Source organism: Modestobacter excelsi (assembly GCF_005930495.1).
Lineage (GTDB): Bacteria > Actinomycetota > Actinomycetes > Mycobacteriales > Geodermatophilaceae > Modestobacter > Modestobacter excelsi.
Genome location: NZ_SJEX01000116.1, coordinates 1 through 12,757 on the forward strand (window position 1 = coordinate 1; position 12,757 = coordinate 12,757).

Here is a 12,757-nt window from a genome sequence, read left to right on the forward strand (position 1 = left end):
GGCGGGTGCCTGCGCGACCTGCTCCTGCTCAACACCGGCTGCTGCCTGGCCGAGTCGCTGGGCTGCGGCATGGACCTGCTGCTGATGGGACCGTCGTCCTGGCGGCGGGTCCAGGTCGAGCCCGGGAGCCGGCTGGCCGACCGTCTCGTCGCGGCGGTGCGGCTGTACCAGCGGGAGATCAGCCCGCGCCGGCGGCCGTGCTGCCACTTCACGCCGACCTGCTCGGCGTACGCGGTCGAGGCGCTGGAGGAGCACGGCGCGCTGAAGGGCAGCTGGCTGACCGTTCGGCGGCTGGTGCGCTGCCGGCCGGGCGGGGCGCACGGGCCGGACCCGGTCCCGGCTTGCTGACGGACCCCGCTGCGCTCCCACCACTCGCAGGCTCGCCGAGGGACCCTGCAGCGGGCCGTAGGAGCTACCGGACGGCGTCCGCGATCGTGCGGACGTCGTCCGGCCGGACCCGGCAGCAGCCGCCCACCAGTCGGGCGCCGGCGGCCAGCCACCCGTCGACGTCGCCCACCCCCGGCTGCCCGGTCCAGCGGCGCGCCGCGGCGTCCCACCTCTCGCCGCTGTTGGGGTAGGCGACCCCCGGCTTGCCGCTGGCGGCCGCGGCGACCGCGACGGCGGCGGGGACGGTCGCCGGGTCGGTGCAGTTCACCCCGACGGCGATCACCGCGTCGGCGTCGCGGGCCAGCGCGGCGACGTCCGCCAGCCGCTCGCCGCGCCGGGTCCGCGGGACCCCGGCGTCGTCGAGCACGACGGTCAGCGACAGCCACGCCGGGACGCCGAGGTCGGCCAGCTCCGCCAGCAGCGCCTCCACCTCCGCGGCGGCGGGCAGCGTCTCGCAGGCCAGCACGTCGGCGCCGGCGTCGGCCAGCACCTCCAGGCGGGGGCGGTGGAACCCGCGCAGGTCGGCGACGGTCAGGTCGGGAACGTAGCCGCCGGTGTACTCCGACCCGTCGGCCAGGAACGCGCCGTAGGGGCCGACCGAGGCGGCGACCCAGCCGTCCGGAGCGCCCTCCCGGGCCAGCCGCACCGAGCGGGTCATCAACCGGCGGGCCTCGGCCCCGTCGATGCCGGCGGCGGCGAAGCCCGCGAAGGTCGCCTGGTAGCTGGCGGTGGTCGCCACCTGCGCGCCGGCCGCGGCGAAGGCGGCGTGCGCGGCGACCACCGCGGCCGGGTCGTCCCGCAGCAGCCGCGCCGACCACAGCGCCGAGGTGACGTCGTGCCCGCGGGACTCCAGCTCGGTGGACAGCCCGCCGTCCAGGACGACCGGACCGGCGGCGAGCGCGCTCGCGAGGGTGGGCATGCGCCCATCCTCCGCCGACCGCCTAGCCTCCCGAGCAGGAGCGTTCGACGCCGGGAGGCAGCGCGGATGAGCACGGTGACCGAGGGCACGGTCCTGCGGGGCGGGACGCCGAGCGTGCAGGAGGTGGGCGACGGCCTGTTCGCCTACGTGCAGCCCGACGGCAGCTGGATGGTGAACAACACCGGCTTCCTGGTCGGCCCCGACGGCGTGACGAGCATCGACACCTGCTCGACCGAGGTGCGCACCCGCAGCTACCTGGACGCGCTCGCGCAGGTCACCCCCCTGCCGGTGCGCACGCTGCTCAACACCCACCACCACCCCGACCACACGGCGGGCAACGGGTTGCTGCCGCTGGCCACCATCGTGGCCCAGGACAACGCCCGCGCCGAGATGATCGCGCTGGGCGCGGCCCACCCGCCGGGCATCTGGGCGGAGTTCGATGCCGGTGTGCTGCCCTTCGCGCCGCCGTTCCTCACCTTCCCCGACCGGATGACCCTCTGGCTCGGGGACCGGCCCTGCGAGGTGCGCCACGTCGGCGGGCCGGCGCACACCACCAACGACGTCGTCGTCTGGGTACCGGACGCCGGGGTGCTCTACGCCGGCGACCTGCTCTTCAACGGCGGCACGCCGTTCCTGCTGTCCGGGTCGGTGGCCGGTGCGATCACCGTGCTGGAGGAGGTGGTGCGCCCGCTCGGTGCCCGCACGATCGTCCCGGGGCACGGGCCGGTCTGCGGGCCGGAGGTGATCGAGGACGTGCTCGGCTACCTGCGCTTCGTCATGGACGTCGCCCGGCGGGCCGCCGCGGCCGGCGTCGGACCGCTCGAGGCGGCCAGAGAGACCGACCTGGGGCGGTTCGCCGGCTGGACCGACACCGAGCGGGTCGTCGGCAACCTGCACCGGGCCATGGCCGAGCTGGCCGGGACACCGGCCGGGGGGCCCGTCGACGCGATGGCCGCCCTGCGCGACATGGTCACCTACAACGGCGGCGCGCCGCTGACCTGCCTGGCATGAGCGGTGGCCCCCGCCGCTGGCGTGAGCAGCGCTGGCTGGTCGACGAGACGATCCGCACCCAGACCATCGAGTTCGACCAGCCGCGGCTGGTCCACCACCTCGCCCCGGTCGCCGATGAGCTCGCCGGCGCCGACATGGCGGTCATCCGCAACGCCGTGAAGAAGGTCGCCGACCACGTGCCGGTGGTCCGTTCGGTGGCCGAACGGCGGGAGCGCCGGGCGCGGCAGGCGGCGCGGCCTGGCCGTCGACTGGCTGCACGACCGGGTGCTCGGTCGCCTGGCGACCGACGAGCACCGGCTGGTGACGCCGGCCGGTGAACTGGTCGACCTGCGGCCGCTGCGCTGACCCGCGGTACCGGTCAGCGGCGGCGGTCGGCGGCGACGAAGGCCACGGCCAGGATCAGCGGGGCGACCGCGGCCAGCGCGGTCATGCCGAGCACGTCGCCGAGCCCGGCGGTCGAGCGTCCGGACGAGGAGAGCAGCGCCCACCCCAGCCCGCCCAGCGGCACGGTGACCAGGCCGGTGCCCAGTGCCGCGCGCACCCTCGCCGCGCGGCCGGCGTCGGCGGCCAGGACGCCGGCGAGCACCGCGGGCACCAGCGGGACCGCGCAGCGCACCACGAGGTCGGCCGGCCGGTCGCCGGTCCCGGCGTAGGACGCCAGCGACAGCGCTGCGGCGACCGAGACCAGGGCCGCGCCGGACACGAGCGCCCACCAGAGGCCGGCAGCGCCGGCCGACGCGAGGGTCTCCGCCGGCCGCACCGACCGGCCTGCGGCCCAGACGCACGCGGCGGCGGCCAGCAGCAGGAAGGTGAGCAGCGACTGAGGCACCTCGGCCACGCCGCTCGCACCCCGGGAGGGGAGCTGCCACGGCTGCCGGGCGAGCAGCGCGAGGACCACGGTCAGCGCCGCGCAGACCAGCAGCGGGCCGGCCGTGCGGGGTGCGCGCTCGCGGGCGGCGTGGGCGTCCAGGGCCTCGGCGCGGCGGAGCAGGTCGGCCGGCACCGCACCGTCGTGTGCGGTCTCCTCCGGGAGGCGGCCGACGTGGTTGCCCGTCACCAGGTGGAGTCGGCCGGGAGCGTCCTGGGTCACCGGCCGAGCGTCACACACGGTGACGCCGCCGGCGACGTGAGGACGCCCTCTTCACCTGACCGGGCGAATTTCGTCCGCCGGTCGGGGCGTCGCCTCCCGGCCGACCGCGAGCGGTGACGAGGAGCCCCCGTGCGGGCGCGCTCCTCGCTAGGTTGACCGTCCCCGCAACCGACCTCCGGAGGACGGCCGTGACCTCTCGACTCAACCCCTACCTGAGCTTCTCCGACACCGCCCGGCAGGCCATGGAGTTCTACCGGGGCGTCTTCGGCGGTGAGCTCGCGCTCAGCACCTTCGGCGAGGCCGGCGGCGCCGAGGGCCCGGACGCCGACAAGATCATGCACGCGCAGCTGGAGACGCCGGCCGGCTACACGCTGATGGCCTCCGACACCCCTGCGGGCATGGACCGCAGCGTCGGCAGCAACGTGTCGATCAGCCTCAGCGGCGACGACGGTGACGCGCTGCGCGGCTACTTCGCCGGCCTGTCCGCGGGCGGCGCGGTGACGATGCCGCTGGAGAAGCAGGTGTGGGGCGACGAGTTCGGCATGTGCGTCGACCCGTTCGGCGTCGCCTGGATGGTCAACATCTCCCAGCCCGCGGCCTGACGGCGGCGCGGGACCGGCGAGCCTCAGGCGCCCGGCACCGCGAAGCTGCTCAGCCGGGCGGTGCCGGGCGCCAGCGCGGCGAACGGCCGGTCCACCTCCAGCACGGCCACGCCACCAGGAGGGAACCCCGCGGAGACGTCCTGGCGCGCCGCCGGGTCGCCGGTGCCGTCGTCCAGGACGGCGGTGAGCTCCCCGACCGAGGGGGCGTGGCCGACGACGGCGAGCACCGAGACGTCGGCCGGGGTCTCCCGGATCGCCTCGAGCAGCGCCTCGACGGTGTTGTCGTGGACCCGCTCGTCCACGGCGGGCGCCGCTCCGCCGCCGGCGCGCTCCCAGGTCTCCTGCGTCCGCCGGGCAGGGGAGACCAGCGCCCGGTCCGGGACGAGGCCGCCGGCGGCGAGCCAGGCCCCGATGGCGGCTGCCCGCTGCCGCCCGTGGTCGGTCAGCGGCCGGTCGGCGTCGACCGGCGCAGCGCCGGCCTGGGCATGTCGGACGAGCACGAGTCGGCGCGGCTGCACCGGCCGAGTCTGGCACCGCCGGGTCGGGGGCGTTCCCCGTCGCGCCGCCGATCGGCGAGACTGGTCGGCATGCCCGGGGACGACGCCTTCGCCGACCTGCCGGTGAGCGACCGCCTCGTCGTCCCGGCGGGCGCGCTGACGTGGCGGTTCTCCCGCTCCTCGGGACCCGGCGGGCAGGGCGTCAACACCGCTGACTCGCGGGTGGAGCTCTCGGTGTCGCCGCTGGAGCTCGCCGGGCTCACCGACGTGCAGCGCCGGCGGCTGGAGGAGCGGCTCGGTCCACGGCTGGTCGACGGGGTGCTCACCATCGCCGCGAGCGAGCACCGGCAGCAGCTCCGCAACCGGGAGGCGGCGCGTGCCCGGATGGCCGCCGTCCTGCGGGCGGCCGTCGCTGCTCCGCCGGCGGCCCGGCGGAAGACCAAGCCGTCCCGCGGGTCGCAGGAACGGCGGATCAAGGCCAAGAAGGAGCGCGGCGAGACCAAGCGGCTGCGTCGCAGCTGGGACTGAGACCCGACGCGCCGGGGTGTAGGACGGACGCGTGCGCATCGACCGGATCGACCACCTGGTGCTGACCGTCGCCGACCTCGACGCGACCGTCGCCTTCTACACCCGGGTGCTCGGCATGGCCGCGGAGACCTTCGGCGAGGGCCGGACGGCGCTGCGCTTCGGCCGGCAGAAGATCAACCTGCACGTGCGCGGTGCCGAGTTCGAGCCGAGGGCTGCTCACGCCGGCACCGGCACCGGCGACTTCTGCCTGGTCACCGAGACCCCGCTGGACGAGGTGCAGCAGCACCTGGCCGACGCCGGCGTGCCGGTCGAGGTCGGGCCGGTGACCAAGCAGGGCGCGCTCGGGCCGATGCGGAGCGTCTACGTCCGCGATCCCGACCAGAACCTCGTCGAGATCTCGGTCTACTGAGCCGGGACCGGAGAGGGTCCGCGTCCGCGTCCGTGTCCGGCTGGCCGACGTCGACACCTGCGTGCTCGAGGAACTGCTGCCCGACGCCTGGTCGCGCACGGCCCCCGCGTCGCTGCGTCGCCGGCCGCCGTCCCCCTGAGGGCCATGTCGGCCACCATGGCCCTTCCGGGCCGCACGGTTGCGGCCGGGCCGGTGTGAGGCCGACGGAACGCGAGCTTGACGTCAGCGCCGCCGCCGGGAAACGGGGCCACCGGAACCTCGAGATGTGTCCGCCGCCGTGTCGTTGCCGCATCCGAGCACGGGCACGCGCACCACCGAGACCCACTGCCCGTACTGCTCGTTCCAGTGCGGTGTGACGATGTCGGCGGGCGACCGGCCCGCGACGCTCGTGCCAGCCGACTTCCCGGTCAACCGCGGCGGCTTGTGCTCGAAGGGCTGGTCGGCCCCCGAGCTGCTCGACCACCCGGAACGGCTCACCCGCCCGCTGGTGCGCGCCGACCCGGCCGACCGCACCAGCCCGCTGGTCGAGTCCACCTGGGACGTCGCCCTGGACCGGATCGTCACCGCCATCCGGCGCACCCAGGCCGAGCACGGGCTCGACGCGGTCGGCTGCTTCGGCGGCGGCGGCCTGACCAACGAGCAGGCCTACCAGTTCGGCAAGTTCGCCCGGGTGGCGCTGCGGACCAGCGCGATCGACTACAACGGCCGGTTCTGCATGTCCTCGGCGGCCGGCGCGTCCATCCGCGCCTTCGGGCTGGACCGGGGGATGCCCTTCCCGGTCACCGACATCGCCGCGGCCGATGTCGTCGTCCTGGTCGGCAGCAACCCGGCCGACACCATGCCGCCGGTGATGCAGTACTTCGACGCGGGCCGCGGGCGTGGCGCCGAGCACATCGTCATCGACCCCCGGCGCACCAACACGGCGAAGAACGCGAGCCTGCACGTCCAGCCGCTGCCGGCCAGCGACCTGGCGCTGGCCAACGGGCTGCTGCACATCGCGCTGGCCGAGGGGCTGGTCGACGAGGCGTACATCGCCGCGCGCACCACCGGCTTCGCCGACGTCCGGGCCGGGGTTGCCGGCTACTGGCCGGACCGGGTCGAGCGGCTCACCGGGGTGCCGGTGGAGCAGCAGCGCCGCATCGTCTTCGCCCTGGCGCGCGGGCAGCGGTCGATCATCCTGACCGCCCGCGGTGCCGAGCAGCACCGCAGCGGCACCGACACCGCACAGGCATGGATCAACCTGGCCCTGGCCCTGGGGCTGCCCGGTCGAGCCGGCAGTGGCTGGGGCACCATCACCGGGCAGGGCAACGGCCAGGGAGGCCGGGAGCACGGTCAGAAGGCCGACCAGCTGCCCGGCTACCGCAAGATCACCGACCCGGCGGCCCGGGCGCACGTGGCTGCGGTGTGGGGCATCGACGCGGAGGACATCCCCGGTGTCGGCCTGTCGGCATTCGAGATGCTCGACCGCCTGGGCACCGACGGCGGCGTCCGCGCGATGCTGGTGCTCGCCTCCAACATCGCCGTCTCGGCGCCCGACGCGCGCCGCGTCGTCAGCCGGTTGGGCGACCTGGACTTCCTCGCCGTCAGCGACTTCTTCCTCTCCGAGACCGCCGAGCTCGCCGACGTGGTCCTGCCCAGCGCCATGTGGGCGGAGGAGGAGGGCACCATGACGAACTTCGAGGGGCGCGTGATCCGCCGTCGACAGGCGATGGACGCCCCCGAGGGGGTCCGCAACGACCTGCAGCTGCTCGCCGAGCTCGCCGGCCGACTCGGTGTCGGTCATCTGTTCAGCGGCGACGCAGAGACGGTCTTCGCCGAGCTCGGCCGCGCCAGCGCGGGCGGGGCCGCCGACTACTCCGGGATCACCTACCGGCGGATCGACGAAGAGCAGGGCGTGTTCTGGCCCTGTCCCAAGACGGCGGAGCCGGCACCCGAGCACCCCGGCACGCCGCGGCTGTTCAGCGAGCGGTTCGACACTCCCGATGGCCGGGCGAAGTTCTGGCGGGTCGAGCACGTGGACGCCCACGAGCAGCCGGACGCCGAGTACCCCTACGTGCTCACCACCGGCCGGGTGCTGGCCCAGTACCAGTCAGGTGCCCAGACCCGTCGGTCCCGCAGCCTCCAGCTCATCGCGCCCACGCCGCGGGCGGAGCTGCACCCCGACTTGGCGCGCCCCCTGGGCATCGGTCAGGGGGACCTGGTGGAGCTGGTGACCCGGCGCGGTCGGGCCCGGTTCCACGCGCAGGTCACCGACGCCGTCCGCCCCGACGTCGTCTTCGCGCCGTTCCACTGGGGCGGGGCCTCGAACGCCAACGCCCTGACCGACCCCGCGCTGGACCCGACCAGCCGGATGCCCGCCTTCAAGGTCTGCGCGGTCGCCGTCTCCCGGGTCGGCGGACCCGAGGAACGCATCCCACCGCCGGAACCGGCCACCCAGCCACAGCCGCGAGCCCACGAACGACCGTCCGCCCCTGCACCGCACCCCCCGACACGGAGGAGGACCACCCGCGTGAGGAGCACCCCGCGCTTCCTGCACGGCGTCTACCCGATCACCGGCGAGGGTCTGGGCAAGCCCGGCCCGCTCGACCCGGCGCTGCGTTACCAGGTCCCGGAGGGGAAGACCGCGCAGGCGCTGTACTTCCGCGGCGGCAATTCCACCGACGAGCTGGTCTACCTGCTGCTCGTCCGGGACGGCGAGCCGATGCGCTGGTTCCCGATCGGCGCCAAGAGCGACTGCCACGTGCCACTGCGGGTGGTGGAGGACCTCGACGGCGGCACCGTCGTCGAGCTGCACGCCGCCGCGCCGCTCGGCGTCACCGGCGAGGTCGTCGTGGACCTGGGCCTGGTGGAGGTCTGATGACCGCGGTCCTGGGCGGGCGCCCCGAGGGCGTGAGCACCCTGCACTTCGCGATGGACGAGGCCGACGGCGTCGACACCCGGCAGCGGCTGGTCGTGATCGGCAACGGCATGGCCGGCGCCCGGGTGGTCGAGGAGCTCCTCGAGCGCGGCGGTGGCGAGCAGTTCGCGATCACCGTCTTCGGCGAGGAGCCGCACGGCAACTACAACCGCATCATGCTCAGCCACGTGCTGGCCGGCGAGGAGCACGAGGACGACATCGTCCTCAACAGCCACGACTGGTACGCCGACAACGGGGTGCAGCTGCGCGCCGGGGTCCGGGTCGAGCGGGTGGACACCCACGCCAAGGTCGTCCACGCCGTGGACGGGACAGCGACGTCCTACGACCAGCTGGTCATCGCCACCGGCAGCCGGTCGTTCATCCCGCCGATGAGCGGCCTGTACCGGGACGACGAGCAGCTGATCCCCGGGGTCTACGGCTTCCGCACCATCGACGACACCCGGGCGATGCTCGAGGCGGCCGCAGAGCACGAGAAGGCGGTCGTCGTCGGGGGCGGGCTGCTCGGGCTCGAGGCTGCCCGCGCGCTGCAGGGCCACGGCCTGCAGGTCGAGGTCGTCCACGCCGGCACGCACCTGATGAACCAGCAGCTGGACCCCGACGGCGGAGCGATCCTGAAGCAGTCGGTGGAGTCCCTCGGCATCGTCGTCCACCTGGCCACCCGCACCACCGAGGTGATCGGGCCCGACCGGGTGCGCGGCGTCGTCCTCGGCGACGGCCGGGCGATCGACGCCGACATGCTGGTCATCGCCGCCGGCATCCGCCCGGTCACCGAGGTCGCGCTGCTCAGCGGCATCGAGGTCGAGCGCGGCGTCGTCGTCGACGACCAGCTGCGCACCGACGACCCCGACGTCTACGCGGTGGGGGAGTGCGCGCAGCACCGCGGCGAGGTCTACGGCCTGGTCGCGCCGGTGTGGGAGCAGGCCCGGGTGCTCGCCGACCTGCTCACCGGGACCGACCCGGACGCCGAGTACCACGGCTCGCGGACGGCGACCAAGCTCAAGGTCGCCGGGGTCGACGTGGCCACCATGGGCGTCAACCGGCCGGAGCGGGACACCGACGAGTTCTTGGTCATCTCCGAGCCGCGGCGCGGTGTGCACCTGAGCGTCGTCGTCCGGGACGACAAGCTGATCGGCGCCACCCTGCTCGGGGACACCCGCAAGGTCGCGTTCCTGACCCAGGCGTTCGACCGGGGCACCCCGCTGCCCCAGGAGCGGATCAAGCTGCTGGTCGACCTCTCCGACGGCGCCGCGGAGGTGGGCGTCGCCGAGCTGCCCGGCGACTCCCAGGTGTGCAACTGCAACGGCGTCTCCAAGCAGATGATCGTCGACACCGTGAAGGACGGCGCCACCAGCCTCGGCGCCTGCATGGACAAGACCCGGGCCGGCAAGGGCTGCGGGTCCTGCAAGAGCCTGGTCAAGCAGATCGTCGAGTGGGCCGCCGACGGCGCCGTCACCGAGGACGAGTCGGCCGACTGGTACGTCCCGGGCATCCCGCTGGCCAAGCCGGAGCTGATGGCCGCCATTCGCGAGCAGGGGCTGCTCAGTGTCTCCGCCGTGTTCGCCGCACTCGCCCCCGGCGGCGCGGAGGACGCCAAGTCGAAGATGGGCCTGACCTCGCTGCTGCGGATGATCTGGGGCAGCGACTTCGTGCAGGAGAACGACGCGAAGTTCATCAACGACCGCGTGCACGGCAACATCCAGCGTGACGGCACCTTCTCCGTCGTCCCGCAGATCAAGGGCGGGGTGACCACGCCGGCGCAGCTGCGCAAGATCGCCGACGTCGCCGAGAAGTACGAGGTGCCGATGGTGAAGATCACCGGCGGCCAGCGGATCGACCTGCTCGGGGTCCGCAAGGAGGACCTGCCGGCGATGTGGGACGACCTCGGCATGCCCTCGGGCTACGCCTACGGCAAGAGCTTCCGCACGGTGAAGACCTGCGTCGGCTCGGACTTCTGCCGGTTCGGGCTGGGCGACTCCACCCAGCTGGGCATCGATCTGGAGACCCGCTTCCAGGGCATCGAGAGCCCGGCGAAGATGAAGCTCGCAGTCGTCGGCTGCCCGCGCAACTGCGCCGAGGCCTACGTCAAGGACGTCGGCGTCGTCGCGGTCGGCAACGGGAAGTGGGAGGTCTACGTCGGCGGTGCCGCCGGGGCGACGATCCGCAAGGGCGACCTGCTGGCCACCGTCGACTCCCCGGCGGCGGTGCTCGAGCTGACCGGCCGGTTCCTGCAGTACTACCGGGAGAACGCCAACTGGCTCGAGCGGACCTACGACTTCGTGCCCCGGGTCGGGCTGAGCCGCGTCCAGCAGGTGCTGCTCGAGGACAGCGAGGGCATCCTCGCCGACCTCGACGAGGGCATGCAGCGCTCGATCGACGCCTACACCGACCCCTGGGGCCAGGATGGCAAGGCCCCGGCGACGCCGGGACAGTTCCGGACGTCGCTCCCGCTGGTCGACCTGCCGAAGGTGCCGGTCCGATGAGCCTGACCCACGACGACGTCGAGACGCCGACCACCGGTCCAGCGAAGACGGGAACACCGGCCACCGAGGTCCGCGAAGGCCCAGCCGCGGCGGGTCCGGGCGTCCCGCACGTGGTCGGCCGGGTGGAGGACGTGCCGCCGGGCGAGGGCCGGGCGTTCATCGCCGGCGATGCCCAGGTCGCGGTGTTCCGGTTGCGCGACGGCTCGCTGCACGCCACCCAGGCCGCCTGCCCGCACTCCGGCGGGCCGCTGGCCGACGGGCAGACCGACCTGAACGTGCTGGTCTGCCCGCTGCACCTCTACGCGTTCCGCTGGAGCGACGGCACGTCACCCGGTGGCGCCTCACCGGTGCGCCTCTACCCGGTCCGGGAGCAGGACGGCGACCTCGTCGTCGAGGTCTGACGCCGGCCGGTGCGCTGGCGCGCGCGAAACCACCGCGCTTTCGCCCGCGAAAGCGCGGTGGGGCGACGTCACGGGTGCATGCGGGCGCCCTTCACCACCTTGTCGACGGCGTTCTTCGGGCCGTGGACGGCGAGCCCGACCAGGTCCAGGTCGGCGCCGGCGACCGCCCGCACCGCCGCCTGGTTCTGCACGTCCCCGGGGGTGCCGAACAGCTCCGCGGTGGACACCGCCGCACCGCTACGTGACCGGCCGGCGGGTCGGCCTCGCCCGCCGGCTGCTGGCGACCACACCGGTCGCCTGGTCCCGGTCGGCCGAGGTGGGCTGAGGTGGGCTGACGCCGGGCACCCGGTCCGGCTCAGCCGGACAGGTCGACGTCCTGCAGCACGGCCGCGCCGGAGGCCTCGCCCGCGGCGCCGTGGACCAGGACCCGGGCGACGTCGCCGGGGGAGCGGACGACGGCGACGCCGTCGGTCAGCGGGTGCTCGCCCAGCCCGGTCCCGGCGGCGTCGAACAGCTGCACCGAGGCCGCGTCCCGCGCGGCGAGGACGACCAGGGACCGGGCGGCCGCGGGGTCGGCGAAGCCGGCTGTGACGTCGCACCGCAGTGCGACGACCCGCTGCTCCAGGGGCTCGCCGGCGGGCAGCACCCCGGTGACGCACACCGACGTGCCCGCTGCGCCGGTCGGGCCGGCGGCGAGGCCGTAGGGAGCGGTGACGACCGCGGCTCCGGACGGTTGCGCGACGGCGAGCACGGTCACCCGCGCAGGCTGCTCGTGCGGGCCGGGCAGGTCGCCGGCCCAGAGGACGGTGACCGCGGCGTCCTCGGCGGACTGGCCCAGCCGGCCCAGCACGGACGCCAGCTGGGGGCCGACCGCCGCGTCACCGCGCGCCGGCTCGGGAGCCGGGCGCAGCAGGGCGAGCCGGGGCGTGCCGGGTGCGGCCCGCGTCGGGACGACGGCGGGGGTGAGCGGCTCCGGTGAGCGGCCGGCCCGCCGCCACAGGAGCTGGACGGCGCTGCCTCCGGCACCCGGCACGGGTTCGAGGCGCAGCTCGACCAGGCCCGCCGTGGTGGCGGCCAGACGGTAGGAGCGCTGCACGGTCCCGTCCGCGATGACCTCCGGCCGCCCGGACACCGCGATCTGGTCGTCCGGTGCCGCCAGCACCACCAGGGTGCCGGTGGCCGGGTCGATGAGCGCGGTCGGCTGGGCCGGGTCGGGCGTGCTCCAGCCGGCCGCCAGCCGCAGACCGTCCGGCGCGGCGCCCTCGGGCCCGGTGAACCACCCTGCGGCGGCCGGTCGGGCCGCGGTGCCGCCGGACGTGAGCAGCGCCCACCGTCCGCCGGCCACGTCCCCCGCGTAGATGACCCGCCGGGGGTCCGCGGCGCGGGCCGGGGGCCAGTCGAGCTCGCGCAGGTTCTGCAGGAAGGCCTCGTCGCCGGCGAGCGACCCGCGGGTCAGCCCGGCGTAGACCGAGGGACCTCCCGGGACCGGGACGGCGGTCGGGGTGGACGTCGGGGC

At 74.9% G+C, this 12,757-nt stretch carries 14 protein-coding genes; 9 read left to right on the forward strand and 5 right to left on the reverse strand.

Going from position 1 to position 12,757, the window contains the following annotated elements:
• Window positions 1-348 (forward strand): membrane protein insertion efficiency factor YidD (gene yidD, locus FHL80_RS23775; RefSeq protein ID WP_246078920.1); only part of this gene is annotated, 348 nt, incomplete at its 5' end.
• 64 nt (window positions 349-412) lie between these two features.
• Here the strand turns inward: yidD and mmuM are convergent.
• On the reverse strand, window positions 413-1,306 hold the full coding sequence (gene mmuM, locus FHL80_RS23780; RefSeq protein WP_138735803.1) for a homocysteine S-methyltransferase: 894 nt from the start codon (window positions 1,304-1,306) through the stop codon (window positions 413-415).
• A 66-nt stretch (window positions 1,307-1,372) separates the two neighbouring features.
• On the opposite strand from mmuM, the gene FHL80_RS23785 reads away from it, so the two are divergent.
• Window positions 1,373-2,317 (forward strand): MBL fold metallo-hydrolase, encoded by a 945-nt coding sequence (locus FHL80_RS23785; protein ID WP_138735804.1) that lies wholly within the window; start codon window positions 1,373-1,375, stop codon window positions 2,315-2,317.
• Window positions 2,314-2,634 carry a hypothetical protein gene (locus tag FHL80_RS23790; RefSeq protein ID WP_138735805.1) on the forward strand — a complete coding sequence of 107 codons (321 nt, stop codon included), beginning with the start codon at window positions 2,314-2,316 and terminating at the stop codon, window positions 2,632-2,634. Before FHL80_RS23785 ends, FHL80_RS23790 begins: the two co-directional genes overlap by 4 nt.
• Before the next feature lie 41 nt (window positions 2,635-2,675).
• Here the strand turns inward: FHL80_RS23790 and FHL80_RS23795 are convergent, their stop codons facing one another.
• Complete coding sequence (locus FHL80_RS23795; protein ID WP_138735806.1) at window positions 2,676-3,407, reverse strand: hypothetical protein; 732 nt, start codon at window positions 3,405-3,407, stop codon at window positions 2,676-2,678.
• A gap of 188 nt (window positions 3,408-3,595) precedes the next feature.
• Here FHL80_RS23795 and FHL80_RS23800 point away from each other — a divergent pair, with 188 nt between their 5' ends.
• A complete protein-coding gene (locus tag FHL80_RS23800; RefSeq protein WP_138735807.1) occupies window positions 3,596-4,009 on the forward strand; it encodes a VOC family protein in 414 nt (137 codons plus the stop codon).
• A 23-nt stretch (window positions 4,010-4,032) separates the two neighbouring features.
• Here the strand turns inward: FHL80_RS23800 and FHL80_RS23805 are convergent, their stop codons facing one another.
• Window positions 4,033-4,527, reverse strand: coding sequence for a SixA phosphatase family protein (locus FHL80_RS23805; protein ID WP_138735808.1), 495 nt, complete (start codon window positions 4,525-4,527; stop codon window positions 4,033-4,035).
• Between the two features lie 69 nt (window positions 4,528-4,596).
• On the opposite strand from FHL80_RS23805, the gene arfB reads away from it, so the two are divergent.
• The 5 genes from arfB (at window position 4,597) to FHL80_RS23830 (ending at window position 11,241) form a co-directional block, all read left to right on the forward strand.
• Window positions 4,597-5,034, forward strand: a complete 438-nt coding sequence (gene arfB / locus FHL80_RS23810; protein WP_138735809.1) for an alternative ribosome rescue aminoacyl-tRNA hydrolase ArfB — start codon at window positions 4,597-4,599, stop codon at window positions 5,032-5,034.
• A 31-nt stretch (window positions 5,035-5,065) separates the two neighbouring features.
• Window positions 5,066-5,443, forward strand: a complete 378-nt coding sequence (locus FHL80_RS23815) for a VOC family protein (protein WP_138735810.1) — start codon at window positions 5,066-5,068, stop codon at window positions 5,441-5,443.
• 277 nt (window positions 5,444-5,720) lie between these two features.
• Window positions 5,721-8,300, forward strand: a complete 2,580-nt coding sequence (locus FHL80_RS23820) for a molybdopterin oxidoreductase family protein (protein WP_246078921.1) — start codon at window positions 5,721-5,723, stop codon at window positions 8,298-8,300.
• Window positions 8,300-10,840 (forward strand): nitrite reductase large subunit NirB, encoded by a 2,541-nt coding sequence (gene nirB / locus FHL80_RS23825; RefSeq protein WP_216871006.1) that lies wholly within the window; start codon window positions 8,300-8,302, stop codon window positions 10,838-10,840. The genes FHL80_RS23820 and nirB overlap by 1 nt, the downstream gene beginning before the upstream one ends.
• Window positions 10,837-11,241: a Rieske (2Fe-2S) protein gene (locus FHL80_RS23830; protein ID WP_138735811.1), complete on the forward strand. Its 405-nt coding sequence runs from the start codon at window positions 10,837-10,839 to the stop codon at window positions 11,239-11,241. Before nirB ends, FHL80_RS23830 begins: the two co-directional genes overlap by 4 nt.
• A 68-nt stretch (window positions 11,242-11,309) precedes the next feature.
• On the opposite strand, the gene FHL80_RS23835 is transcribed toward FHL80_RS23830, so the two are convergent.
• Window positions 11,310-11,468 (reverse strand): DUF2000 family protein, encoded by a 159-nt coding sequence (locus FHL80_RS23835; RefSeq protein WP_246078922.1) that lies wholly within the window; start codon window positions 11,466-11,468, stop codon window positions 11,310-11,312.
• A gap of 128 nt (window positions 11,469-11,596) precedes the next feature.
• On the reverse strand, window positions 11,597-12,757 hold a 1,161-nt coding region (locus FHL80_RS25865; protein ID WP_216871007.1), incomplete at its 5' end, for a serine/threonine-protein kinase.

Bases quoted from the DNA above. Each gene is read 5' to 3' on its own strand.
- FHL80_RS23830 (WP_138735811.1), top strand. From the start codon at position 10,837: ATGAGCCTGACCCACGACGACGTCGAGACGCCGACCACCGGTCCAGCG.
- FHL80_RS23790 (WP_138735805.1), top strand. From the start codon at position 2,314: ATGAGCGGTGGCCCCCGCCGCTGGCGTGAGCAGCGCTGGCTGGTCGAC.
- nirB (WP_216871006.1), top strand. From the start codon at position 8,300: ATGACCGCGGTCCTGGGCGGGCGCCCCGAGGGCGTGAGCACCCTGCAC.
- mmuM (WP_138735803.1), bottom strand. From the start codon at position 1,306: ATGCCCACCCTCGCGAGCGCGCTCGCCGCCGGTCCGGTCGTCCTGGAC.
- FHL80_RS23785 (WP_138735804.1), top strand. From the start codon at position 1,373: ATGAGCACGGTGACCGAGGGCACGGTCCTGCGGGGCGGGACGCCGAGC.
- arfB (WP_138735809.1), top strand. From the start codon at position 4,597: ATGCCCGGGGACGACGCCTTCGCCGACCTGCCGGTGAGCGACCGCCTC.